Origin of the sequence: Spirosoma sp. KCTC 42546 (assembly GCF_006965485.1) — a bacterium.
In the GTDB taxonomy this organism is placed as follows: domain Bacteria; phylum Bacteroidota; class Bacteroidia; order Cytophagales; family Spirosomataceae; genus Spirosoma.
In genome coordinates this window covers 6,331,387-6,355,257 of sequence record NZ_CP041360.1, presented here as the reverse complement: position 1 = coordinate 6,355,257, position 23,871 = coordinate 6,331,387, and the positions used below count along the sequence as shown (strand labels likewise).

The window sequence follows — 23,871 nt, the reverse complement described above, 5'->3', positions numbered from 1 at the left end:
ACACACGCGAATTAATCTGACTATGAATTATTTACAAGACAAAGTCGTCTTCATCACCGGCGCATCGAGTGGAATAGGGAAAGCGGCCGCCATCACGCTGCTGGACCAAGGTGCTAAAGTCTTTGATTTTAGCCGAACGCATCAGTTAACCGACGACGTAAGCCACGAAAATCTTCGGTCGTTTACAGGAGATGTTAGTCAGGAAGCTGACGTAGTAGCGGGTTTTACGGCCTGCCAGGAAACCTTTGGCCCAGTCGATATTCTCCTCAATAACGCCGGCATCGGTCTGACTACCACCGATTTGTCCACGACCGATCTGGAGACCTATGAACGGATGATTACCATCAATATGCGGGGTGTATTCCTCTGCAACCGCGAAGCACTGAAGCAGATGAAACCCCGTAAACAAGGGCATATCGTAACCGTCATTTCGATGGGTGGACAACGGACGAATCCAACCGCTCCGGTTTACTGTGCCTCCAAATTCGGGGCCCGCGGCCTGAGCAGTGGTCTGGCCGATCAGGTTCTGAAAGAAGGAATTCGGGTAACGGACGTGAATCCGGGACCAACCGACAGCAACTACTGGGGCGATCGGAACGTAGCGCGCGAAAAATTTCTGAAAGTAGAGGACGTAGCCCGGGTTATTCTCTTCGTGCTCAACCAGCCGGAGTATGTCCTCATTCGGGAAATCAATTTTGACAATATGAAATTTCTGGCACAATCATGAAATCCAACGGAAAACACCATTTGGACGGCAAACAGCCTGTTCTTCCCTTCCCGATTCCGGTGTCGGAAATGCGGATCCGATACATGCAGCTCTTTACGGGGGCTATCAACGATGTACTGCGCTTCAATTACAACATGCATGCCTCCAGTTTACCGGCTGCCTTTGCCCCGCTTCGGGAAGAAATGAAAATGGCGGGTATGGCGTTCACCGTCAAAGGTGGCCCTGATATTACGACCGATGGCGAGTTTGAGCTGCGGGCGCAAATGCTTGAAGATCTGCATCAGGATTCAGTCGTTATCTGGGACTGTACGGGCGACACAGTTACCTCGCAGTGGGGCGAGGTGATGACGATGGCAGCGCTCAAAGCCGGTTGCCGGGGAGCGCTCGTCAATGGTATTCGGGATACCAAAGCCATCCTGTCTCTGGACTTTCCGGTCTTTCACAAGTACAAAACCAGCACGGGAATGCTCGGTCGATTCCGTATGTATTATTACCAGAAACCGGTGCAAATCGGCGAAGTGATCGTACAACCTGGCGACTGGATTTTCGGCGACATCGACGGTGTTATCGCTATCCCACAGGCCATTGCCTACGATGTGCTGGTAGCCGCCGAAAAAATTGTACACAAAGAAGAAGGCATTAAGGAAATGGTTGAAAGTGGCATGACGCCAACGGAAGTGGTTAAAAACGGCGGCTATTTCTGATGGAGGTAGTCAGAGCCACGGCCTTATTTTTGACAGAAGCTGAAAAAACCGCCATTCTGTCCAGCCACGATACGGTTATCCGGCGGTTTCGGCGGGCGCTTGCCCTTCGGGTCACGCAGCGTCTGGCCGTACCCGGCCTTCAGGCAGACAGTACGGCATTTGGTCAGGCCACGCTTGGCTGGTGGTATCCGGCGGCCGAGTATCTATCTGACGCAGCTATGCACTATGCGCTCGAACCCACCAATGCTCTGGCATCCTGGCTCCGAAGTACTACGCTCCATATTGCCCGGTTGCCAGTAACGGATTGGGTTGGCCCGTGGTTTCGCAGTCACGCAGAACCGTTTATGGGGCATCTGGAAACAGCGCATGTTTGCTGGGGCGTAGCGGCTGTGCTGACGTTAGCAGGTGCGGTGTTTACCGAAACGGAACGGGAAGAGGTACGTCAGGTGCTGTACGAAAAAGGTATTCTCCTCTGTCAGCGTTGGCTGGCCAAAAACAGCCATCTGGCCAACTGGCGGGGTATTATGGCATCTGGTGCACTGGTGGCGTCGGCGGCTCTGGGCGATGAAGAATTGCTCGTGGCGTTACTTCCAGACGTAGTCCGTATGGCGCAGGCATTCCAGCCGGATGGCTCGTATGGTGAGTCGTTGCAATACGGCAATTACCTGGCCAACGCTTTGATGCTGGCTTACGAATCACTGATACGTTCCTATCCTGATCTGGCACAGCAACTCGATGTGGATGCTTACGGACGTGGGATGAGCTGGATGGCACAAAGCATGCTGTACCGTAAACCGATGAGCAACTGGGGTGACTCTCCACGAGCCAGAGCGGTCAACTTCAATGACTCCGCAGCCCTTTTTCGGCCATCTGGCGATTTGCTCCTTCATGTAGCGGCCCGTTCGAATGACCCACGCCAGGCCGGACTAGCCCGCTGGTTATTTCAGGACTATTACGAACCTGATCCAACGCAGGGACCGCACGATCTCGCTACGTTCGGCATGGTGAATGACTGGGGATTTCTAACATTGCCCTTGTTGCTACGTTCCCAAAACGCAATGTCGCCAGCGGAAGCAAATCTGCCCCTGACCGTATCGTTTTCAAATGGAAATACACTGGTACGCGATGCCTGGAACGGTCAATCGGTGCTGGCTATTCAGGGCGGGAACAACGATGGCGTATACGCGCCCGGTCATTTGCAGGGTGATTTAAATAGCTTTATGCTCGTGCATAATCACGAACGATTGCTGGCCGACCCCGGTCACAGTTGTTACCGAAATCTAATTCACGGACTAGAATGCGCTACGCAAACGCATACTACCTGTACGTTTCTGCTGGAGCAGGACACGTTGGGTTTACAGGAAGATCTGGCGAAAATCAAGCTGCTGGAACAGCGGAATGTATTGGCTCGTCGGCGAATTCACCCCGACGGCTCCATCAGCTCACCGGTTGAACGAGGGGGTCAACTGATTACAGTTAAACGAATTGACGACGTATCGCTGGTAGTATCAGAAGTAGCCGCTTCCTATGGCTACCCCATTCAGGAATTTACGCGCTGCTGGATTCAGGTTGGCCCCCACCTTACGTTCGTGATTGACCGTATACGGGCGAGCGAACCCGTTCGTACTGTCTGGAACTGGCTACTGAATAATCGGGACGGCGAATCGATTGTACAAACCGATGGGAACAGGTTGACGCTCTACCGCCACCAGACGGGACTCAAGCTCTGGCATATCGGTCAGGGTACACTAGCTGGCCCCGTTTACGGGTATTTGCACGATGCTTATCATCCTGAGCCAGCTCAACAGGGCGAAGGGCAGCCCGGAAGCGGTCTAGTGTTTCGCCACACGGCTGCGCAAAAAGCGACATCCATCCATCAACTTCACGTACTGGCCGCCGACGATCTGGCAGCGATTGACCGTTGGCAAGCAGAGACAGGTAATCAAACCTGGACAATCAGCAAGCCGGGATTTACCAGCCAACTGACCGGTTCTTACGCCAATAAACTATCGCTTTCGCTGACTATCAACACAACGATTTACACGTTAACTGAAAACGAAATCGGTTTTACCCTTACCCCTGGCTGACCATTCGGGATCAGCAGAACTCTCAACATTCAGAAACCTTACCTACTATGAACGAATCCCTTTTTCTGGGCGTCGATCACCCCGCTGTTGCCGCCGATGATGTCGAATCCCTAACCGATTGGTACTGCCAGGTGCTGGGCTATCAACGCTGGTTTCGCCACGACAAGCCGGTCTGGATGCTGCTGGCTCCCGACCAAACCCTGTTGGAAATCATGCCGAAAGATCAGACGCTACGTCCTGCCCGGACTACGTGGACGCCCGGATGGTCGCACGTAGCGCTGCGTGTAGCAAATATTGATCAGGCCGTTGCCTGGCTCGATTCGCAGGGTATTAAGTGGGGAGGAGAGTTAACCAACGCCATTGGCGGAGGTCGTGTTCGCAATTTTTTTGATCCAGAAGGCAACATGCTTCAAATTCTGGAACGTGGCCCTATCCAGTCATAAACGACATTATTAAGTAAATCTTTTTCTCATTACGTATGAAAGCAGCCTATTATTCTGGTAATCAGCAGTTTGAAGTGAAGCCCATGCGCCCTGAGCCGATTCCAGCGGGTATGGTTCGGCTTAAAGTGGCTTACTGCGGTGTTTGTGGCACCGACGTACACATTTATCATGGTAAAATGGATCAGCGCGTTCAGATGCCGCAGGTAATTGGCCATGAGGTATCGGCTGAAATCGCGGAACTGGGCGAGGGTGTTTCAGGATGGCAGGTGGGCGATCGGGTTGCCGTGAGGCCGTTACAGCCGGGTGCCAACGATCCATCGGATAATGGCCAGCAGCATATTGGTAAAAACCTGAAATTTATCGGTATTGATACCCCCGGCGGGATGCAGACGTATTGGAATGTTCCGGCGTATACACTACACCGTTTGCCCGCAACAATGCCGCTACAGCTAGGTGCACTAACCGAACCGTTGGCGGTTGCCTGTCACGACGTCCGACTCAGTCGACTGCAACCGGGTGAACATGTGGTGATTATTGGGGGTGGTCCCATTGGTGTATTGATTGCCCTTGTCGCCAGGCACAAAGGAGCTCATGTGCTCATTTCCGAGCCGAATGCCACCCGGCTAGCCTTGTGTCGTCAACTGGATTTGCCTGCCGTGAATCCTGTGACTACTGATCTAGTGAACGCAGTAGAAACGTTTACGAATGGCGCAATGGCCGACGTTGTTTTTGAGGTGTCGGGCGTGGCTGCGGGGGTTGCGGTTATGACGCAGCTGGCGCGGGCGCGGGGGCGGATTGTCATGGTGGCTATTCATAGTGAACCTAAGCCGGTTGATCTCTTTCGCTTTTTCTGGCGGGAACTACAGCTCATTGGCACACGTGTTTATGAACCCGAGGATTTCGATGAAGCCATCCGGCTAGCCGCTTCCGGCGAACTGCCGCTCGGTCAGCTTATCACACAAATTTCTCCCCTGGAAGATATTCAAGCAGTTTTTGAGACCATCGACAATAACCCGGCGGGTATGAAATATTTGCTTCAATGCACTACCTAAAGAAAAAGCCTTTAAATCAGACGTGTAAACGTAGCGGCATAAACAAGCGAACGGCTACTCCGTTTAGGATCATAGAATTTGTAATGGATAAGACACGGTCGTAGGTATTCTAATAACAGATTAAGTAGTATGCACAGACGACAATTTGTTAAACTCTCTTCAACAGTTTCAGTAGCGGCTTTATCGGGCAGGCTAACGTATGCTTCTGTATCTCAGGCAATCGCATTAAATGCACCCGATGCCGTTTGGGCTCAACTTGAGGATAAATGGATCAGTCTGAAACGCACCAATGGTGATACATTCAGCGATCAGGATGTGGTCGTTACGGTTAAAACGAACGGAAATGCCAGTGGGATTTATCTGCAATCGCCTTCGCAACCCATAAAGGCTATTCGGTTATCCTGGCGTTATTCGCCGAAACCCAACGTCCAGTTCGTCGGTGATCATTTTGAGCGTTCCTACGGTGATCTGAGCTGGAAGCCCCTTTCACAAGCTAACCGAAATCCCTGGTATATACTCATTTACGACGGGAAGCAGACGGCCTGTTTTGGGGTTAAAACCGGCTCTGGCAGTATCTGCTGGTGGCAATTGAGCAACACGAGTCTGGAACTTACTTGTGATACACTTTCGGGCGGCAACGGCGTGTTACTGGGTGAGCGTACGCTACATGCGGCTGATGTGGTAACTATGCAAAGTCGCTCGGGTGAAAGCCCGTATCAGGTCGACCATCGATTCTGTGGGCTGATGTGCGACAAGCCACGGTTACCTAAAAAACCTGTGTATGGGATCAATGACTGGTACTTCGCGTACGGGGCAAATAGCTTTGAGCTGATCAAAAAAACAACGGCTCTGATGGCCGAACTGGTAACTGATGTGAATAACAGGCCGTTCTCGGTCATTGATGCCGGATGGGCAACGTACTCGCCCTTGTTGCCTGGTGATGGGGGCTGGAATGATGATTTCAGTAGACCGAATGCTAAGTTTAAAGATATGCACCTGATGGCCGATACCATCAGGAAAGAAGGCATGCGGCCGGGGTTGTGGATGCGGCCACTCTGTGCGCGCCATGATGAGAAAGCCAGTCTGCTGGCGCCCCAAATTGCCGGTCGTAATAACCCCAAAATGCCGGTTCTCGATCCTACCATACCAGAAAACATTGAGCGGATAAAACGCAATTTCGATTCGTATAAAACGTGGGGGTTTGAGCTGGTAAAACACGATTTTACGACTTATGATATACTGGGTCGATGGGGATTTTCGATGAATGAAAGCCTTACGGCCGCCGGGTGGAATTTTTACGACCGTAGTAAAACCAATGCTGAGATTATAGGTCACCTCTACCAATCCATCCGAGACGCGGCAGGTAATGGCATCTATATAATTGGCTGTAATACCATGAGCCACCTGAGTGCAGGCCTGGTTGAGCTTTGCCGGATTGGGGACGATACCAGTGGTAAGGAATGGAGCCGCACCTTGAAAATGGGGGTGAATACACTGGCGTTTCGGCTACCCCAGCACAATAAGTTTTACGCCGTAGATGGCGATTGTGTTGGCCTGACAACCAGCATAGCCTGGGATAAGAATAAGCAATGGCTGAGACTCTTAGCTGAAAGTGGATCGCCACTTTTCATTTCGGCCCAGCCGGAAGCTATGGGTGAAGCGCAAAAAATAGCCGTAAAAAAAGCGTTTGCCCAGGCAGCCAACCCACAACCGTTAGCCGAACCGATCGATTGGCTAACGAACCCACTACCTCAGAAGTGGAAACTAAATGGCAAAGTCGTTGACTTTAACTGGACGTAATGCTTTTTCAGTCTTTAAGTAATAACGTTACTAGCTTGTCTTAAAAACGATTTTGAGTAGGAAAGGAACTGGTCTGAGACAAATCAACCCATAGCCTACAGTTCAGGAGTTCTTTCGTATAGGTAATGCATCGGACGATAGGTAGATTTTTACTGAGTGGCGAAAGAGCTGGTCCTAGTATGTTTTTTGGTGTAGTTTTAACGTTTCATCATACGTGCAATTACATATATCGTTTATATGGCTGGCCAAGAAGTCATGTTTTTCTACTTAGGATCGGTTGGGTCTATTGTCATACTCAACGCTGTTCAATGGGGGATTTCCCGGGATTCAATCTATGGTTTGTTCACCTTTCAAATGTTCCCGTCGCTAATAAATGCGGTGGTATTCAATTTGGTACTAACGAATCTGGAACGAAACCTTATCTATGATGTAACTCTGACGGCAATACACATTTGTTATATCGCCCTGGTCGACCGCCTGTTCAACCTTAAAGAACAACATTCCCGCCTGCATCATTGGTTTTTAATTGTCCAGCGGGTGCTGGTTGGTCTCCTGATAGTCGATTTTGTAATCGACCTTTCTGGTGCCGACCGACATCATAATCTGATAGTATGGTCCCTGACCGTCCTATCGGGTGCTTTTTTTGTGGGGTGCTGCGCGCTCAGCATGTGGGTGGCGGCCCAGCGCCGGGATCTGGTCGGACGTTTTTTTCTACTGGGTAGCTTTTTGGTATTTCTGGATGAAGCGCGGGCCCTTATTTCCTTCAGCGGATTAATTTGGGCTACGCCGATAGGTCCCCCATCGGCAACGGCCAATTGGTTATTACTCTCCATGGAGGTCATTATTATTTTTGAGTTACTGAGCTTTTCGCTATGTCTGCTGCTCCGTCAGCGACAGCTAGCTGTGGCTCGTGCCGTTGAGCAAACGCGCGTGGAAGAGCAACTCCGCCACGAACGTGAACAGCGTCAGCACGAGAGTCTGATAGCCGAGCTTACCCAACAGCGATTGGAACAAGAAAAAAAGGATGTGCAACTCCGAGCCCTACAGGCGCAGGTTAACCCACATTTTCTATTCAATAGCCTTAACTCACTGTCGTCGTTAATTGACGACGAGCCCCAGCGGGCAGGCCAGTTCGTTGATGAGCTGAGCGTAGTCTACCGCTACTTATTGAAAGCGAATGATCAGGTATTAACCACCTTAGCGGACGAATTAGACTTTATTCAATCGTACTATCGTTTACTAAAAACCCGTTATGGCAGCGGCCTTGACCTGACGATTCAGGTCAAGGCCGACCACCTAACGAGATTACTACCTCCACTGACCTTACAACTCCTGGTGGAGAATGCTGTCAAACATAATGTGACCTTGCCCAGGCGTCCCTTAAGCATTTGGGTTTATACCGATGAGGATGGATATCTACTGGTACGTAACAACCTTCAGCGTAAACAGGTACGGGTATTATCGAACGGGGTTGGCTTATCAACCATTGCCAGCCAACTTCGTAATCTTGAGCAACCAGCCCCTGTTGTTGAGGAAGAGGATGGCTTCTTCATTGTTCGTCTACCGCTAATTATGCCATTGGAAAGCAGGGAAATAATAGCCTCTTAGTTGCTCTTGTTATTGTCCTCTTTAATCAGAATGGGGTACAGATTGGCCTCAATACCCTTTTGTTTGCAGGTTGCCACCACATCGTCATAGCTATGCTTGGTTTTGCTGCCTTCCAGCGGGGGATCATCACCTACTACAATCATAATTCGTTTAGTACTAGTCCAGCTAACCCGCGTTAAGGTTTCGTAAATGCCATCATAGACAGACTCTGGCCGGTCGCCACCCCCGTATGCTCTGGCTGCATTAATAAATGTTCGGATCGACGCAAAGTCGGTGGTTAAATCCCGCCAGTTATACCAGCTATCCGGTAGTTCATTCAGGTCGTTGTAGGTGGCTGCGCCCAATCGGGTGGAGGGGGGGAGTGCACTAATGATTTTATTCAGACCCGCTTTCACCGCATCAATGTCGTCGCCCATACTACCTGTATCATCGAGCAGAATCACGACATCGGCCCCCTTAGTGCCCGCCTGTTCCTGTATGATGGTGAAAATGGTTGCTAAAACAGCATTGGGGCTATCGGCGTCGTATCGTTTACCGCCCGTACCTTCACCGAGTCGGGTGTAAAGTACATCGGCTAATTCTTCGTAAGACGGTTTTGTGGTTCGCCCAACGGTAACGATGCTCGTCACTACCGTTGACGCGCTGTATTGCGCCTGTACTTTGTAGTAATAAACAGAACTCGGGTTAACCTGCGTGTCATTGAACGAATGCTCCTTTGTTTCCCCTACCTGCTGGTAAGTCATTGTCGTTGGATCACTGTATATATCGTTGGCCGACGCTCGTAAAATTCGATAGGTAGGATTTCCCATCTGGGCATCCCAGGTCAGGCTCACCGCTAAGCCTTTGTCCATACTCGCTGTTGCCATAAACTCAGTACCAGGCTGCTCGTCAGGTAACTCATCAATCGGATTCGGTGGAACGTCGGGCTCATGTTTGCAGGCGGTGAGGGAAGCCAATAGCACCCAGACTATCAGGAGAATGTGATTTGTTTTCATGTTGTTCGTTCAAAAAAGGATAGTTAGTTAAGTACTTGCACCCTGAAATCACCATGCACCGATCGCTCCTGTCGGTTGTAATTTTTTCCGCAAACCCCATTTTCTAAATATAGAGTAGCTGTAAAGCTGCCCGTCAGGTACATCTTTCCATTCAGGACAACCTGCCCCGTAATTTGAACGCTACCGGGCGATACGTGCGGGTCAAATTCACCAGTTGATGTACAACCCTCGTAGCGACTTATCCAATTTTCTGGACTCCCCGGTGCTCCCATACTGATTTCGGCCTTGTGATTCTTAGTGGCATCCCGTTCGCTGAAATAGTAGGGATAACTGCGCCTATAATCATTTGGATCGGCGTAGATCACGATGGCCAAAGCCTGGTCATTGCGCATGGATGCGGTAATAACACCCCCTTCTTCTGCCGAAATAAAGGCTCCATAGGTCACATCCAGTCTTGAATCGTCATCTTCGAAGAGGTGAAAATACGTTTGGCCTTCAATGATAATCGTAGTGAGCATTGTAACGCGGCCGGTGCCTCCTATACGTTTGACCTGCCCAGGGGGAATAAAGTTGGCCACCTCTACGGTAATCAGTGCAGTTAACCCATAGTCTGGTACCTCTGCTGGTGCCGTGTAAGAAGCCAGGGTTTTTGAACTATGTACTTCCAGTGTACCAACCGAAGCTTTCCAGTTTTGAATATTAGCTGGATTGTTCAGTGTCTTTTGCTTGGCAATTTCTACCTCTGGATTATCTAGGCTAGTTATGTTCCCGAAATCGAAGGTCAATAAGTGAACGTCGGCGCTTTCTCCAGCCTTCAGATATCCAGTGTTGGAGGACAAATAAAATTCAGCAAAAACACCCCAATCGCTGAAGTGATGGGTCTGCACCTTCAGCGTTTTGTTCGCTTCATCTAGTTCGGTGCTTGGTAGGTATTTCCATACCCCATCGCTGCCCTGATAGGCCAGAAACAGAGCCTGAGCGGAGGTGTTGAGCAAATCAGTCTGCGTATAAGGCATCTGAAGTGTGACTGGTTTCTCGAACGTGGTTCCTTCGGGCAGCAACCGATACGCGCTACTGGCGCTATCCGACAGGGTATTGGTAATTGGCTGGATAGAGAAGTTAGTTACCTGTTTAACCGCTCCAGCAGGTATAGTCATTATCAGGCGGTGATCGGCGGATACCAGCGTCCCGCCTTCAGGGCCAATGGTCTTCTGAACGAGTTGACCATTGGGCGTTCCCTTAGGGCGGATGAAATTCTGCTTAACGGGCTCTTCAGGCCCAGGAATAATCTGTTCCTGATCATGTTTGCAGGCCAATAGGGTTGCAAGCAGGCTCCAGCTAAAAACAAGGTAATAACGTACGTTCATGGCGTTGTTTACGAAAAGTTTTAGAGCGACTTCGTGCCGTTCTTTCGCCACAAAAGTGCACTAACCAACAAGCCACCAGTATCAGAACCCGACTGAGATGAGTCAACTAGCGCATCAACTGTATATATGCTTACGCGATTTGTAAACGGATAACAAGCTCAGAAGATCAATGCGGGCCCGAAATGACCAAGTCAATCAAGGTATTCTGCAGGTGTCAACTCCCAACTTGTGTTTTGCTGAGTTGTGTTAGCACCACACCCGTCAAGACGACCGTTAACGCGATGAGTTGAAGTCCAGTAACCTGTTCGCCAGCGGCCATCCATCCAATAAGCACAGCAATAAGTGGATTTATGTAGGTATGGGTACTAACGATGGCGGGAGGTTGGATGGTGACCAGCCAGGCAAAGGCCAGATAGGCGATCAGGGAACCGAATATAATTAGGAAGGCAAGCCCGCCCCAGGCTTGCATTGACACGGCTTGCCAGGCAAAACCGTTCCACTCGCCGTTGACCAGCGCAAGGAACGTCGCAAAAAGCCCGGCTGCCAGGAGCTGAATCGTGGTATGCCAAAGTGTGTAGCTACCCGGCTTTATCCTCCGCGAAGCAAATAAGGTTCCGCCTACCCACAAAACAGCACCTGCCAGAACGATTACTGTCCCTAGCAGCTGATTGGCAGATTGGCCTTCATGGGAGGTACTCGCTGGCGAAAACTGGGTAAACAGGATGATACCGGCAAAGCCAAGCAGTAGACCGGCGATAATCTTTTTATCACTAAAATAGAGCTTCCAGCGAGGCTGATCCAGTAGGACAAACCAAAATGGCTCGGTTGCTACGATAACAGCGGCTGAGCCAGAGGTAATATACTGCTCAGCGACGACGACCAGGCCAGAGCCACCCACTAGCATTAAGACGCCACTAATCGCCAAATCCCGGATCTGTTTCCCAGTCGGAATAACTTGATCTTTGCTATAGGCCAGGACTGCCAGCAATAAGCCCGCAAGAAGATAACGAAGCGCGGATATGATAAATGGCGGAATTGCTTTGAGGGCATATAGGTTGGCCAGATAGGTCGTTCCCCATATGAAATAGATGGCTATAAAAGCTAAAACCAACCAAAAACGAGGGCCGATTGCCTTATTCATAATATAACCGTTAAAATGAACTATAATGGTATGAATTCTGAAAGAGAAACTATAACCGACTAAACTTGTTTTAGCGATTATGTAATTTGTTCGCCTTTAGGATATGGGAAAGGTCAGTACGATTGCCGAAATGGATCTGGCAGGCGGTGCCGCCTGTCTTGATTTTGTGAACACCGTCCTCAACGATGAGCTGTTAGTGGAGCGGCTCCATAGCTATACCGATCTGCTGACACTAATCCAGCGCTTATCGCTGTTGGATACGGACACGCTTGCTGCTCTGAAGCGATTAGCGGAACAAGATTCGCAGCAGGCAGAGCGTGTTTTGTTAGAAGCCCGTACGGTCCGGCAGTCTATGCTAACCCTACTCTCAGCCCTGGTAAAAGGAGAGCTGCCACAGGCTACGGCCCAGGTCTTGGCATCCTTTAACGGGCATATCAAGGAAGCGCTTGGTAAGCGAGGGTTTTCTGCACAAGGAGCCAAACTGGAACTAAGTTGGGAACGACCTGAAAAAGAACTTATGCAAGCCGTTTGGGTCTTTAGTTTGTCGGCCTATGAGCTATTAACCACTAAAGACCAACGCCTGATTAAACAATGTGATGCCTGTGCGTGGTTTTTCCTGGATGAAACCAAGAATCACCGCCGGAAATGGTGCGATATGCAAACCTGCGGCACCAAGCAGAAAGCCCGGCGCTACTATCAGCGACAGAAACAGGGTTCTTTCTCAACAGCTATTAGTGAGTAGTGATAAAGTGATCCGATACGTTTTATAAAGGGTAGGCTTCCATCGACTCTAACTGGCTCAGTAATCCTGCCTCTTAAATGCATGGGAATAATGCAGGTTAACAACTGGTAAAGTTTCATATCCGCTTCCGATAGCCAATGGACTTTATCTGAACGAACTACTGAATTTGCTACACCAGGCGTTGTACGATCAGTCGGTGCCCCTTAGCTAAAGAGGGCCTGAACGTTGTCCCTCCCCGGGGCTCTGTATAGATCAAGTCGCACAGCGTGACGATCTTACCTAACCGCTCAATTGGATAAGCCTTTTGGTGTTGTCACACAGGGTAGTCCACATGTTCACATTCCTGTTCGCGGGGAAGCGGAAGGCGCGTGGAACGAAAAAAAACCTGTGAAGCCGCAATTAATGTTTTACAGGCCAGCCAGAACTTTAGCGCATTGGCGACGTGCTGGGTTTACTCACTTTCAGTAGGAACAGCGTCATCTGAAGCGCTAATTAATTAACTTCGTCAATGCCGAACCATTTGAACTATGCCCTCTTTTTTACCAACCTATAATCAATGGATACTGCTCTACTTTGGAGCTACTATGGTTATTCTGGCTGCTAACCTAATCCAATGGGTTGTGCGCCGGGAGCGGATTTACGGACTTTATACACTATACCTTCTATTGTTACTACTCGCATTTGGCTTAGATAACGTTCCTGTCACACCTTTAACCGCTTTTATCCACACCGTCAATGTGCACATTTTTGCCTGGTTGTACCTCGAAATAGCCATAACGTTTCTACAGTTAAAATCCCGGCCCGACCTGTTGCAAGGGTATCGGATTATACAGAAAGGTATAGTGATTGTGGCGTTGCCCGAAGTATATTTTAATTTATTCTCGTCGGCCTGGCTAACCCAGTGGCACGAAACCCAGCTCAATTGTATGAGGGTGCTTGTTGTTTCGGTGGTCTATCTGATGATTCTTTACACGGTAATCAAGCACGTCCGATTTAGTGATCTGCTTGCCCTCTTTTTTATAATAGGTACCCTGGCCTTATGGATTACCCAAAGCATTGGTGTTTTCATTATCAGTTATTATGCGGCTAAGGAGAGAATACTAAGTTTTTCTGATTTGCCGTCACCGATTCATCCCGGATTTCTTATTCAGTTTGGCATCCTTATAGACATCGCCTGCGTGTCACTGGGCCTCTCGTACAGGCAACAGCAGCGAGCTATGCAACAAATGCGGGCCGAACAGGAGCTCATCCGCGAACGGGAACAACACCTGCGACAGCAACTTCAATCCGACCTCGCGCTTCAACAACTCAAGCAACAACATACCGAAGCGCAGATGCGCGCCCTGAAAAGTCAGGTTAACCCGCATTTTTTGTTTAATGCGCTTAACACGCTCTCCGCGCTCATCGACGAAAACCCGCGTCAGGCCACTGATTACGTAGACGAGTTAAGCAGCGTATACCGCTACCTGCTGCGGTCAGCGGACCAGGAGTTGACAACTCTAGGTGTCGAAATGGAATTTATCCAGTCGTACGTTCACCTGCTCAAGACCCGCTTCGGTGATAGTATCCGCCCCCAATTGAACATCGCCCCCAATTATTACGACGCCTTAATTCCCCCACTGACCCTGCAACTGCTAGTAGAAAACGCCGTCAAACATAACCGTGTCCTGTCTGATGAGCCGCTGACCATCCGCATCTGCACAACGGAGCAAGGGTACTTAGTAGTCGAAAACAATATGCAGCATCGAAACGTCCGAGTCGAATCGAATGGGGTGGGGCTCAATAATATTGCTGATAAATACCGGCTACTGGGCTACCCCCTACCTTTTATTAAGGAAAAGGAAGGCTGGTTTCGGGTAACGCTACCCCTTTTGCCAACGGCTCAGCCCCTTGAAAACGCCAATAACTAATTGTTGAACTGGTTGGAGCGTGGTCATCAGCAAAAATGGGTAACTTACATACATCGGCCCCACAGCTGTTAATTCGGAGTGGCGATAACTGACAGGCGCGCATTCCTACCGAAGGTACGTTACCCGACTGGTTCAATATGTAGCTGTTGTTGATACAAGTTTGGTAGAAAATGCTCAAAATTACCTACTTCCTCTACATTATGCTTCAGCCACGCATGGCCCATCGCGGGTGTAAACAGGAAGCGATGAATCAAGGGATTGAGTAGGTACTGACCAAACGTGTTTTCCGCGCCTACCTGCATGCGTGACCGATAGTGCGTTCCACCCGAAGCCGTCTCGAACCAGTGTTGCAGGCTGAATACTTCCTGACCCAGTTCACGCCGAACCAGCCGGATACCTTCTATGTCCAGTTTAACTACGGCCTCCACGCTGTCTACGAAGTGGTCAGGGTTGCACCCGAAGGCTTCTACGATGCGGAACCGCGAACCGACCTGCGCGGCACCGTCAGGGCCGGGGTTGGTCATTGACCAGTGGATATGATCGAGCGGGTGCCAGATCCGGTATCGGGGGTAAGTATGCGTCTCAACCGTCATTGTGCCGCCAATGTGCCTGAACCACCACAGCAGCATTGTCGGCGTGACGTGCCGTATAAGTTCGTGTTCAATAGTCAGTTCGTAACTGCCGTAGGGCATCACCGAAAAGTTTGTGCGTGCCGATACAAGGGGTTTCATCGGCCAGTTGAGCGGCAGTGGAGAAGGAAGCAAAGGTTTCATGGTACTACTTGTTGTTCTATTGGTCGGCTACTGCCGCAAATCTCAAATTAGTATCTTTCCTGTTGGCTGGGTAAGCAGTTTAGTTAGTTAGTGTATCAAGAATAGATAGGATAGGGTCTATAGTCAAACCCTTAAAACCGCTTCTAAGATTTCCTTAGGGGTATAGAACATAATAACACCTGGGTTGGCTTCCAATGCATCTGAACGGGTATATCCCCATGCAACGCCACCGAAAGCCGTAGCTGCTTTTTGGGCTGCTTCAATATCCCGCACTTCGTCGCCTATACAAAGCGTTTCCTCAGGCTTAATTTTCAGCTTTGTCATAGCTCGTTTGAACGTATGACCCTTATTAAAAAGCGATGTGCCGCATCCGTAGTAGCTAATCAATGAAGCATTTTCAATACCTAGTACCTGACGCACATTCTCCTCGCTGTTAGAGCTGACGATAGCCAACTTAACTTGTTGAGTAGCTAACGTTCGCAATAGTTCAGATATGCCATCAAACAGTTGTATTTGATCAATATCGCGGTTCATAAGATGGATGAACGAGCGAGCAATGAGTGGCATTTTCCAGGCTGGCAATTTAGCACGTTTCATCATTTGGCGAGCATCTAGCCCCCTCAGTCGATCTACCTCCTGGGAATCAATTTTAGGGAAGTTATAAGTAGTTGCCAATGCATTCATGGTCTGTAGAAAATACGGAAATGAGTCGGCTAGTGTTCCGTCAAAATCGAAAATAATCAGCTTATAATTCATTTTCTAAAGTTGTCTAATAGATCCGTTTTGCCTGGCTAGGCTAATTAGGAAGTAAAATTGGCGAAAGAGATCAGGTAGAAGAATGCAAGCTTAGTTGAACCGGAGAATTAGGGCCTCTACCTGTGCATTTCCTTATCTGAACTGACTTTACCCACGACATATTGATTTTCGTATGCTTTTAGATTTGCTCGGCAATACTAGTCTAAGATGCAAAACTCTAGCTTATATGAGTCATTAACGTGAGCGATTCATTAACATGAGCGACTGCTAAGGCAGGGCCTAGGGTTTTGTTTTCCCGTTTTCATCATTTCAGGTATTTCATTGATTGTTCGTTGTTTAGCAACGGTTGAAATCCCCTCTTTTTACTGGAATACCATCTGTTTGTACCGCTTTTCCCGGCCCTTCTTCTGGTAGGTTTGTTTCGACAAAAGCCGGACGTTAAACTTCATTAAGTTCTTGAACTCCTATCCGGTATATCAATCGATTTATCCATATATAAGCGATGAATAACGCACGCAACCTACTACCGCCTTGATTCCATCAGTTGTACAAGACCTGTATTTAAATCAACCAATTCTTAATCCTCAACAACCATGTGGACAATTAATCGCGCCGTTTTATGCGCATCACTTAGTATTGCCCTAATTCTTTCAACAACCCAGAACGTTTCGGCTCAGGCATTAGCTACCGGGGTAAAAAATGTAGTATTGGTTCACGGAACGTGGGCTGATGGCTCAAGCTGGTCCAAGGTAATTCCGTTGCTGGAAGCTAAGGGATTTAACGTAATAGCCGTACAAAACCCACTTACCTCCCTGGGTGACGATGTGGCGGCTACCAAACGAGCCATCGAATTAATGAATGGGCCAGTTTTATTAGTGGGTCATTCCTGGGGGGGCGTGGTCATTACCGAAGCGGGTAACCATGACAAGGTAGCTGGGCTTGTTTACGTAGCTGCAGCTGCTCCTGATGAAGGCCAGTCGTTTCTGGAACTGGTGCAGACCGCAGCCTCCACACCGGGCAATGATGAAATAAAACCCGATGCCTATGGATTTGTCAGCATGTCGCCTAAAGGAATTAATGAAGATTTCGCACAGGATTTACCCCAATCGGAACGGAAGTTACTAGTAGCAACGCAGGGCCCACAAGCGTTCACGGCATTGAAAGAAAAAATCACCAAAGCAGCCTGGAAAAGCAAACCTTCCTGGTACGTCGTAGCGGCTAATGACCGAATGATTAATCCGGATATGGAACGAACGCTGGCCAAAAAACTCAAGGCTACTACGATTGAACTCAAATCCAGCCATGTTGCCATGCTGGCTCAGCCAGAGAAAGTAGCTGCGTTTATTTTAGAAGCTGCCAGCAAAGTAAAGACAATGTGAATAAGGACCGGGCGCCCACTTTTAATAGGAGCTGAATTAGCTTAAGAATGGTAGATCCGGTTGAGCTTTTGCGAAGAATCTGTTCATAGATTACTGTAGTTGACTATGTACCAAAGACATACTACCATTTTATTGACAGACGATGATGACGATGATCGTTACTTTCTACGTCAGGCTATTGAGCGGGTCATCGACGATTTGGCTGTTTTGGAGGCCAAAAATGGTGAAGAAGCGCTAGCTCTGCTGCAAACAAATTTTATTCAGTTAGTCATCCTGGACATGAACATGCCCGGATTAAATGGCCTGGAAACGCTGGTATTCATTCGGGCGCAAAACCAACTATTTTCTACGCCGGTTGTCATGCTCTCAACCAGTGACCAGCCAGAATTAATAACATCAGCCTATGCAAAAGGGATAAACTCCTTTATCAAAAAACCAGTTCATGTTGACGAATATGACCAGATTGCGGATGCAATTAAAGTGTGTTTTTTATCGCTTCCGATGGCGTGAAAATCAGATACATGAACAATAAGTAGGCGATTTTTAGACTAACCTGGAAGCATCAGGCCCGATTAGATTCATTACGAAGCTCTACTAACAACTATTCACTTATCAGATATGGACAACCGAATTTTAGGCCTTCATCATATCACGGCGATTGCTAACAACGCGCAGCGCAACTACGATTTTTATACCCACGTGCTGGGGCTGCGGATGGTAAAAAAAACCGTCAACTTCGACGACCCCAGCACGTATCATTTTTACTACGGCAATGAAGATGGATCCCCCGGCACCATTCTTACCTTTTTTCCCTGGGAAGGCATTGGGCCTGGCAAAAACGGTGTGGGTATGGCTACCGAAATAGGTTATTCCGTACCGACCGGAAGCCTGGATAACTGGGCTGGGCGATTCAGAGAGTTTGGCGTATCTATGGGTGAACAGGCGGAGCGGTTTAGCGAAACTTATTTGCCCTTTACGGATCCCGATGGGTTGGCTATTGCCCTCATTCAGCATTCGGATGATCGACCCGCCTGGGAAACCGGCGATATCAAGCAAGACATGGCGACCCAGGGATTTCATAGCGTAACGTTAAGCCTGCAAAAAATGGAGGCAACTGCTCGTGTGCTGACCGACATTTTTGGGTATACGCTACAAGCGCAGGAAGGCAATCGCTACCGGTTCGTGACCGATGCCATTGCTACGGCAGCAATAGTCGATTTGCTGGAAGAACCAGCAGGGGCAATAGGCAGAAATGCCGCTGGCACTAACCATCATGTAGCCTTCCGGGTCGCCAATGAGACTATCCAGATGGAATTCCGGGAGAAAATCCAGAGCAAAGGATTACAGATAACCCCGAAAATTGACCGAGATTATTTCTTTTCGCTCTATTTCCGCGAACCAGGTGGTGTCCTGTTTGAAATCGCAACCGACAATCCCGGCTTTACTGTCGATGAGCCCCTACAGGAGTTGGGCAGTCATCTAAAACTTCCGAAGCAGTACGAATCCTCCAGGACACGTATTGAAAAAGCACTTCCCGTATTGGCATCCCGGTAAGCAACCCAATTCATAACGGATATAAACCGCCACTCAACAATAAAGGGTATGCAATTGTTAAAGATGAAATTAAGTTCGTTACCTCGTTCATCTTCAGTAACCTGACTAACTGATCTCCTCTAAAAAATACACCACATGGCTACAATAGCTTTGTATGGATTTGGCCGCATCGGGCGGCAATTCCTGCGTATAGGATTACAGCACAACCTGTTTGTTCCAGCGGCTATTGCCGACATTCGGGACGAGCCAACCCTGGCTGCACTGTTTGCGGTCGACACCAATTATGGTCGATGGCCGGAACCTGTTTCGGGAAGCGATGGCAAGCTAACAATTGGCGGACAGACAATTCCCTACATCAATTCGTTGAAAGAAGTACCTGATTGGGGTTCGCTCGGCGTTGATTTAGTTGTCGACTGCACGGGGCGGGCCACAACCCGTGCCGGAGCGCAGGTACACCTTGACCGAGGGGCTAAGTACGTGCTTATCAGTGCGCCCAGCAAAACCCTGGCCGACTGTGATGCCGTACTCCTGAAAGGCATCAATCTGGATACCTTTGATCCGGTTAACCACCACATCATCAGCATGGGTAGTTGCACAACAAATGCGCTGGCAGCGGTGGTCAAGGTGATTCGGGAAAATTTTGGTATCCAGTACGGCCTTTTTTCGACGGTACACTCGTACACCAATACCCAGTCCCTAACGGACCAGCCGATGAAAGATCGTCGTGACTCCTGGGCTGCGGCCGAGAATATCATTCCTTCATCGTCGGGGGCGGCCAGGGCTTTGCAATTTATCTGGAAAGACCTGAAAATTACGGGTAAAGCGTACCGCGTCCCAACGCGCACGGGCAGCATTGCCGAGCTGAATTTAATCACTGAAAAAGAGTGCACGGTACAGGAGGTCAATGATGCATTCCGAAAAGCCGCTGCGGAAGGCCCGCTTAAAGGGGTCCTGGATGTATTGGAGGATGAGTGGGCTTCGTCCCGAATTGTGGCCGACCCGCATTCGTCCATTATTGACTTACCCCTGACAGCCAAGGAAGGTAACCTATTATCGGTAGCCGCCTGGTATGATAACGAATGGGGATTTTCGAATCGCCTGGCTGAAGTTGCCGCATTTCTGGCTGAACGAATCTGATCAACTTATAAAGCTACTATTCGTGAAACAAGGGTCGGTAGCCTGATCTGGAAATTGCTGAGTGACCAAGGAAGTATCATCGAATTTATTCGCACCAATATCAACGAGTTCCAGGAGGCCCATCAGGATGCCGGAACAAGCGATTTTGTGACAGGGATACTGGAAAAGCACGAAAAAATAGCCTGGATGTTGCGGACACATCTTAAATAGACACAATTCAGACGGCCATAACTAGCGAGGTGAGCTTGAACTTTTCTGGCAACAAAAGAACGAAGCAATAACTCCAGTGCCTACCTCCAAATATAATGGACTCTCCAATTTATTTGGAGGTAGCCTCTATGTCTAGTTTGTTTATATATATTTGATTGTCAACGCTTTATGATAAATTTTTTGTTTGCTTAAGGGCGTTTTTAGTTTGGCATTTTATTGGCAAAGTTGTTCGAAGTGGTTGAGTCAACATATCTATCTAGAACACTTCCCCGTATGAAACGCAACATGCAGCATGAACTCCTGACGGTTCAGGTCGTAGAAACTAACCAATGGTCTTACCCAGTTCATAACCACAATCACTTTGAACTCATCCTGATCCGAACCGGCAGTGGACAGCATATAATTAATGGCAATCGATTCGCTTATCAGGCCGGCGATATATTCTTTCTGGGACATTTAGACAGCCATTATTTTTTAATTGATAAAATGACCTGTTTCTGCTGTCTTTCTTTCACTGAACTTTATATGACTGGATTGACGACGCCCGGGACAGACGGCTGGCTACAAATCAAAGAGCGAGCACTTACGACTAGTCGTCAACTCGTGGGTAGTATCGTAACAGACCGTATCGAACAACAAAATCTGAATGCGCTGGTCGACATCCTGTTAACGGAACAGAAAAACCACCGGCCACTGATCTCGAACCAAATCGTAGAGGCTCTAATGAAAACGATTTTGAGTTTAATTGATCGGCAACTCGCTCAACAGCAGGGCTTAAATTCATCAACTGTTAGCGCGGCCTCACTGATGCAGCGAATTGGCGTGTACATCTGCCAGCATATTACCATGCCGGATCACCTGCGCATGGAAAAGATGGCTGATGTGTTCAATTATTCCCAAAGTCACCTGAGCGCTCTATTCAAACAACAGGCGGGCGAATCCATCAACCAATACATTATTCGGTATAAACTTCAATTGGTAGAAACAAGGCTGCGGTTGAGTAGTATGACCATTTCGCAGATAGCAGACGAGTTTGGGTTTACTGATATATGCCACCTTAACAAGCTCTTCAAACGGTATTATCAAACGACGCCCACGGAGTACCGACGAAGTTTGTTCGTTCCTGCCCGCGTTAGAAATGCTTATTTACAGTCTTCCTTTAGGTAAGAACCAGGGATTATACATTCGCGACGTCGGGCACGCCAACTTTTTCTTCAGAAAATATCAGGCTGACCTGCACCCCGTTTGGCTGGCTGATTTGCAATTTGCCCCCAAGTTGTTTGCTCAATCCCCGAATCAGGCTCATACCCAATGTTCGACTTCGGTTCGGATTCAGATCGGGGGGGAGGCCAACCCCATCATCACCAATGGTGAGTCGATAGGTTCGTTTAGCCACTTCGGTAAGTTCAATGTATAGGCTCCCCTGCTGATTAGCGGGGAAAGCATATTTTAGGGAATTAGTAACGACTTCGTTCAGGATAAGGCCCAGTGGCACCGCCAGAATTACATCCAGATGAATGGGGGTAAGGGCCATTCGTTTGGTAACGGAATCCTGGCAGGCAAACGTAACCAGTAGATAATCGACGATTTCGTCAATATACTCGGCCATTGGAATCGTTGATATACGGTCCGATTGGTAAAGCTTCTGATGGATCAGGGCCATCACATGCACCCGGCTCTGGCTCTCGCGGATAGCGGACAGGGCCGCTTTGTCTTTCAGGTAAACGCCCTGTGAATGGAGTAAACTGCTGATTATCTGAAGATTGTTTTTGACCCGGTGGTGGATCTCTTTAAGCATCCACTCTTTTTCTTCCAACAATCCTTCTTTCTCATCGAGCAGGTTGTCTTTGTCATCAATAAGGATTTCTTTCTCGTCCAGGATACGCTGAAGGGATTCGTTTTTTTGATTGATCTCCAACTGCTTGGCTTCCAGAAGTTGGTTACTCCGCTGCTTTAAGCGGTACTGATTAAAGCTGACACCTAGTAAACCCAGGAGCAGAACGGTTCCCGCCAGTATTCCATTGCGGGTTGTTTTTTCTTTTTCCAGTTCATTCTGCTGTTGTTGAATCTGCTGCACTTTTTTGGCGGTTGCATACTTAACCTCCAACTCCGCAAACTGCCGACTTTTCACTTCATTGAAAATGGAATCATTTAACGCTTTGTGTTGTCGAAAATGACGAATGGCCGACAAATAATTTCCCTCTGTAGAATCAACTTTAAATAACATAAAGTGAATATCCTTTACAGTTGATGGGGCGTTTTTCTGGGGTGAGAAGGCGAGGGCTTTTCGTAAATAAAAGCCTGCTTTTTTTAAATCGTTACGTTTTAAATAAAATTCGCCGACTTCTTTAGGTGCTTTTTGGGCCATTTCGAAGTCATTACCCGACTGGCTATACCAGGCAATTGCTTCCAGGTAATATTTCTCGGCCAACGAATAATTTTGCAGGTCGTTATAACAGTATGCGAATATTTGCGCGATGCATCCTTTTTGAATAATCGTAACGGGCGGAATTTCTTTAATAAGGTTTTTGATTAATCGAAGGGCCTCCTGGGTTTTATGATGTCCGATTAAGTCTTGCACAATAAAACTAGCCGCATAATACAGCGAATAATTCGGTAGTTTTTCCTGCCGCCATTGCTGAAGTGTCTTCTTAAACCAGTACGTACTTTGATCGGGTTTGCCCAGCTCCATGTATACCTCGGCAATAGTCCCATAAAAGCTGGCAGCAGCCAATGTATCCTGGGTTTTGTTCATACTTTCCAGGGATTGCAACGCGTAATAAAGGCCTTTCTCAAAATTTCCCTTTAATCGACTAACACTGGCCAACCAACTGTAAGTGTAATGAAGCTTCGCGTAGTTGATCGCTTTATACCGTTTCAGCACATCCAGAAACTCGTTTTCAGCCAGATCCAGCTCGCCCAGATCGGCATGGAGACCAGCAATGTGCTCATATAGCTGAATTTCTTTTTCCGGATTTCTGAGCACTTTATATAGCGATGCGGCCTGACGATATCCAGCAAACGCTTTGGGATAATTTCGGGTGATATACCGCTGGGCGGTGGCGAATCGGTATAGGGCATCGGCTTCCGTTTCTTTATCACCCGTTCTGCGGCAATCTGTAATGAGTTTAGAAAAAACGGCCTCGCCAAGCCGGACATCTCCCTGCTCCATATAGGCAATAACCAATATACTTTCGGCCTGGTGTTTTTCTTTTGAAACGTGGAGCCTGTTGCTTAACTCTTCGGCCTGATGTAAATAAAGTAGCGCGCTGTCCAGGTCAATTTTAGCCTCCCCCGCTTTATATACGTGAAATTTTCCTAAGCTAATCAGGGTAGAAATTCGGGCTGTATCGAACTCACTTTTCTGTAGTTTGATCAATAATTGATTGACCATTTTTCGTGTACTATTTTGGCCATTGCACGAGGCCGCAGCCAAAATATGAAACGTAATATTAAACAGGCTTAACCAGGCAATTTTTGTAGCAT

At 48.4% G+C, this 23,871-nt stretch carries 21 protein-coding genes; 15 read left to right on the top strand and 6 right to left on the bottom strand.

Features of this window, described 5'->3' with window-relative positions; all coding sequences use genetic code 11:
* Nucleotides 1-22 precede the first annotated feature (22 nt).
* From EXU85_RS26225 to EXU85_RS26195, 7 genes are all read left to right on the top strand, one after another.
* A complete protein-coding gene (locus EXU85_RS26225; RefSeq protein WP_142774923.1) occupies nucleotides 23-727 on the top strand; it encodes an SDR family oxidoreductase in 705 nt (234 codons plus the stop codon).
* Nucleotides 724-1,431 (top strand): RraA family protein, encoded by a 708-nt coding sequence (locus tag EXU85_RS26220; RefSeq protein WP_142774922.1) that lies wholly within the window; start codon nucleotides 724-726, stop codon nucleotides 1,429-1,431. The genes EXU85_RS26225 and EXU85_RS26220 overlap by 4 nt, the downstream gene beginning before the upstream one ends.
* On the top strand, nucleotides 1,431-3,518 hold the full coding sequence (locus EXU85_RS26215) for a heparinase II/III family protein (RefSeq protein WP_142774921.1): 2,088 nt from the start codon (nucleotides 1,431-1,433) through the stop codon (nucleotides 3,516-3,518). The genes EXU85_RS26220 and EXU85_RS26215 overlap by 1 nt, the downstream gene beginning before the upstream one ends.
* Nucleotides 3,519-3,565: 47 nt before the next feature.
* A complete protein-coding gene (locus tag EXU85_RS26210; RefSeq protein ID WP_142774920.1) occupies nucleotides 3,566-3,961 on the top strand; it encodes a VOC family protein in 396 nt (131 codons plus the stop codon).
* A gap of 35 nt (nucleotides 3,962-3,996) precedes the next feature.
* Nucleotides 3,997-5,013 (top strand): zinc-binding dehydrogenase, encoded by a 1,017-nt coding sequence (locus tag EXU85_RS26205; protein WP_142774919.1) that lies wholly within the window; start codon nucleotides 3,997-3,999, stop codon nucleotides 5,011-5,013.
* Nucleotides 5,014-5,142: 129 nt separating this feature from the next.
* Nucleotides 5,143-6,813, top strand: a complete 1,671-nt coding sequence (locus EXU85_RS26200) for a hypothetical protein (RefSeq protein WP_142774918.1) — start codon at nucleotides 5,143-5,145, stop codon at nucleotides 6,811-6,813.
* Nucleotides 6,814-7,050: 237 nt separating this feature from the next.
* Complete coding sequence (locus EXU85_RS26195; protein WP_246859252.1) at nucleotides 7,051-8,421, top strand: histidine kinase; 1,371 nt, start codon at nucleotides 7,051-7,053, stop codon at nucleotides 8,419-8,421.
* Here EXU85_RS26195 and EXU85_RS26190 read toward each other — a convergent pair.
* From EXU85_RS26190 to EXU85_RS26180, 3 genes are all read right to left on the bottom strand, one after another.
* A complete protein-coding gene (locus EXU85_RS26190) occupies nucleotides 8,418-9,416 on the bottom strand; it encodes a vWA domain-containing protein (protein ID WP_142774917.1) in 999 nt (332 codons plus the stop codon). The two genes, EXU85_RS26195 and EXU85_RS26190, sit on opposite strands and share 4 nt — an antisense overlap.
* A gap of 23 nt (nucleotides 9,417-9,439) precedes the next feature.
* Entirely contained in the window at nucleotides 9,440-10,783 is a 1,344-nt protein-coding gene (locus tag EXU85_RS26185; RefSeq protein WP_142774916.1) for a hypothetical protein, read from the bottom strand.
* 214 nt (nucleotides 10,784-10,997) lie between these two features.
* On the bottom strand, nucleotides 10,998-11,924 hold the full coding sequence (locus tag EXU85_RS26180) for an EamA family transporter (RefSeq protein WP_142774915.1): 927 nt from the start codon (nucleotides 11,922-11,924) through the stop codon (nucleotides 10,998-11,000).
* A gap of 103 nt (nucleotides 11,925-12,027) precedes the next feature.
* On the opposite strand from EXU85_RS26180, the gene EXU85_RS26175 reads away from it, so the two are divergent.
* Both EXU85_RS26175 and EXU85_RS26170 read left to right on the top strand, forming a co-directional pair.
* Nucleotides 12,028-12,666 (top strand): CGNR zinc finger domain-containing protein, encoded by a 639-nt coding sequence (locus tag EXU85_RS26175; protein ID WP_142774914.1) that lies wholly within the window; start codon nucleotides 12,028-12,030, stop codon nucleotides 12,664-12,666.
* Nucleotides 12,667-13,193: 527 nt separating this feature from the next.
* On the top strand, nucleotides 13,194-14,576 hold the full coding sequence (locus EXU85_RS26170) for a sensor histidine kinase (RefSeq protein WP_142774913.1): 1,383 nt from the start codon (nucleotides 13,194-13,196) through the stop codon (nucleotides 14,574-14,576).
* Nucleotides 14,577-14,695: 119 nt separating this feature from the next.
* On the opposite strand, the gene EXU85_RS26165 is transcribed toward EXU85_RS26170, so the two are convergent.
* Nucleotides 14,696-15,349, bottom strand: coding sequence for a DAPG hydrolase family protein (locus EXU85_RS26165; RefSeq protein WP_142774912.1), 654 nt, complete (start codon nucleotides 15,347-15,349; stop codon nucleotides 14,696-14,698).
* Nucleotides 15,350-15,472: 123 nt separating this feature from the next.
* Nucleotides 15,473-16,105 (bottom strand): HAD-IA family hydrolase, encoded by a 633-nt coding sequence (locus EXU85_RS26160; RefSeq protein ID WP_142774911.1) that lies wholly within the window; start codon nucleotides 16,103-16,105, stop codon nucleotides 15,473-15,475.
* 593 nt (nucleotides 16,106-16,698) lie between these two features.
* Here EXU85_RS26160 and EXU85_RS26155 point away from each other — a divergent pair.
* From EXU85_RS26155 to EXU85_RS26130, 6 genes are all read left to right on the top strand, one after another.
* Nucleotides 16,699-17,484 carry an alpha/beta fold hydrolase gene (locus EXU85_RS26155; RefSeq protein WP_142774910.1) on the top strand — a complete coding sequence of 262 codons (786 nt, stop codon included), beginning with the start codon at nucleotides 16,699-16,701 and terminating at the stop codon, nucleotides 17,482-17,484.
* 105 nt (nucleotides 17,485-17,589) lie between these two features.
* Nucleotides 17,590-17,994, top strand: a complete 405-nt coding sequence (locus EXU85_RS26150) for a response regulator (RefSeq protein ID WP_142774909.1) — start codon at nucleotides 17,590-17,592, stop codon at nucleotides 17,992-17,994.
* Between the two features lie 108 nt (nucleotides 17,995-18,102).
* The gene (locus EXU85_RS26145) at nucleotides 18,103-19,038 is read left to right on the top strand and encodes a ring-cleaving dioxygenase (RefSeq protein ID WP_142774908.1); all 936 of its coding nucleotides are present in this window, start codon (nucleotides 18,103-18,105) and stop codon (nucleotides 19,036-19,038) included.
* A 135-nt stretch (nucleotides 19,039-19,173) separates the two neighbouring features.
* Nucleotides 19,174-20,175: a type I glyceraldehyde-3-phosphate dehydrogenase gene (locus tag EXU85_RS26140; protein ID WP_142774907.1), complete on the top strand. Its 1,002-nt coding sequence runs from the start codon at nucleotides 19,174-19,176 to the stop codon at nucleotides 20,173-20,175.
* Between the two features lie 54 nt (nucleotides 20,176-20,229).
* The gene (locus EXU85_RS26135; protein WP_246859250.1) at nucleotides 20,230-20,385 is read left to right on the top strand and encodes a ferritin-like domain-containing protein; all 156 of its coding nucleotides are present in this window, start codon (nucleotides 20,230-20,232) and stop codon (nucleotides 20,383-20,385) included.
* Nucleotides 20,386-20,658: 273 nt separating this feature from the next.
* The gene (locus EXU85_RS26130) at nucleotides 20,659-21,552 is read left to right on the top strand and encodes an AraC family transcriptional regulator (RefSeq protein ID WP_142774906.1); all 894 of its coding nucleotides are present in this window, start codon (nucleotides 20,659-20,661) and stop codon (nucleotides 21,550-21,552) included.
* 10 nt (nucleotides 21,553-21,562) lie between these two features.
* On the opposite strand, the gene EXU85_RS26125 is transcribed toward EXU85_RS26130, so the two are convergent.
* Complete coding sequence (locus EXU85_RS26125; protein WP_168207872.1) at nucleotides 21,563-23,779, bottom strand: sensor histidine kinase; 2,217 nt, start codon at nucleotides 23,777-23,779, stop codon at nucleotides 21,563-21,565.
* Between the last annotated feature and the right edge of the window lie 92 nt (nucleotides 23,780-23,871).

Coding starts and splice junctions, on each gene's coding strand:
- EXU85_RS26225 (WP_142774923.1), top strand. CDS start 23: ATGAATTATTTACAAGACAAAGTCGTCTTCATCACCGGCGCATCGAGT.
- EXU85_RS26220 (WP_142774922.1), top strand. CDS start 724: ATGAAATCCAACGGAAAACACCATTTGGACGGCAAACAGCCTGTTCTT.
- EXU85_RS26215 (WP_142774921.1), top strand. CDS start 1,431: ATGGAGGTAGTCAGAGCCACGGCCTTATTTTTGACAGAAGCTGAAAAA.
- EXU85_RS26210 (WP_142774920.1), top strand. CDS start 3,566: ATGAACGAATCCCTTTTTCTGGGCGTCGATCACCCCGCTGTTGCCGCC.
- EXU85_RS26205 (WP_142774919.1), top strand. CDS start 3,997: ATGAAAGCAGCCTATTATTCTGGTAATCAGCAGTTTGAAGTGAAGCCC.
- EXU85_RS26200 (WP_142774918.1), top strand. CDS start 5,143: ATGCACAGACGACAATTTGTTAAACTCTCTTCAACAGTTTCAGTAGCG.
- EXU85_RS26195 (WP_246859252.1), top strand. CDS start 7,051: ATGGCTGGCCAAGAAGTCATGTTTTTCTACTTAGGATCGGTTGGGTCT.
- EXU85_RS26190 (WP_142774917.1), bottom strand. CDS start 9,416: ATGAAAACAAATCACATTCTCCTGATAGTCTGGGTGCTATTGGCTTCC.
- EXU85_RS26185 (WP_142774916.1), bottom strand. CDS start 10,783: ATGAACGTACGTTATTACCTTGTTTTTAGCTGGAGCCTGCTTGCAACC.
- EXU85_RS26180 (WP_142774915.1), bottom strand. CDS start 11,924: ATGAATAAGGCAATCGGCCCTCGTTTTTGGTTGGTTTTAGCTTTTATA.
- EXU85_RS26175 (WP_142774914.1), top strand. CDS start 12,028: ATGGGAAAGGTCAGTACGATTGCCGAAATGGATCTGGCAGGCGGTGCC.
- EXU85_RS26170 (WP_142774913.1), top strand. CDS start 13,194: ATGCCCTCTTTTTTACCAACCTATAATCAATGGATACTGCTCTACTTT.
- EXU85_RS26165 (WP_142774912.1), bottom strand. CDS start 15,349: ATGAAACCTTTGCTTCCTTCTCCACTGCCGCTCAACTGGCCGATGAAA.
- EXU85_RS26160 (WP_142774911.1), bottom strand. CDS start 16,105: ATGAATTATAAGCTGATTATTTTCGATTTTGACGGAACACTAGCCGAC.
- EXU85_RS26155 (WP_142774910.1), top strand. CDS start 16,699: ATGTGGACAATTAATCGCGCCGTTTTATGCGCATCACTTAGTATTGCC.
- EXU85_RS26150 (WP_142774909.1), top strand. CDS start 17,590: ATGTACCAAAGACATACTACCATTTTATTGACAGACGATGATGACGAT.
- EXU85_RS26145 (WP_142774908.1), top strand. CDS start 18,103: ATGGACAACCGAATTTTAGGCCTTCATCATATCACGGCGATTGCTAAC.
- EXU85_RS26140 (WP_142774907.1), top strand. CDS start 19,174: ATGGCTACAATAGCTTTGTATGGATTTGGCCGCATCGGGCGGCAATTC.
- EXU85_RS26130 (WP_142774906.1), top strand. CDS start 20,659: ATGAAACGCAACATGCAGCATGAACTCCTGACGGTTCAGGTCGTAGAA.
- EXU85_RS26125 (WP_168207872.1), bottom strand. CDS start 23,779: ATGGTCAATCAATTATTGATCAAACTACAGAAAAGTGAGTTCGATACA.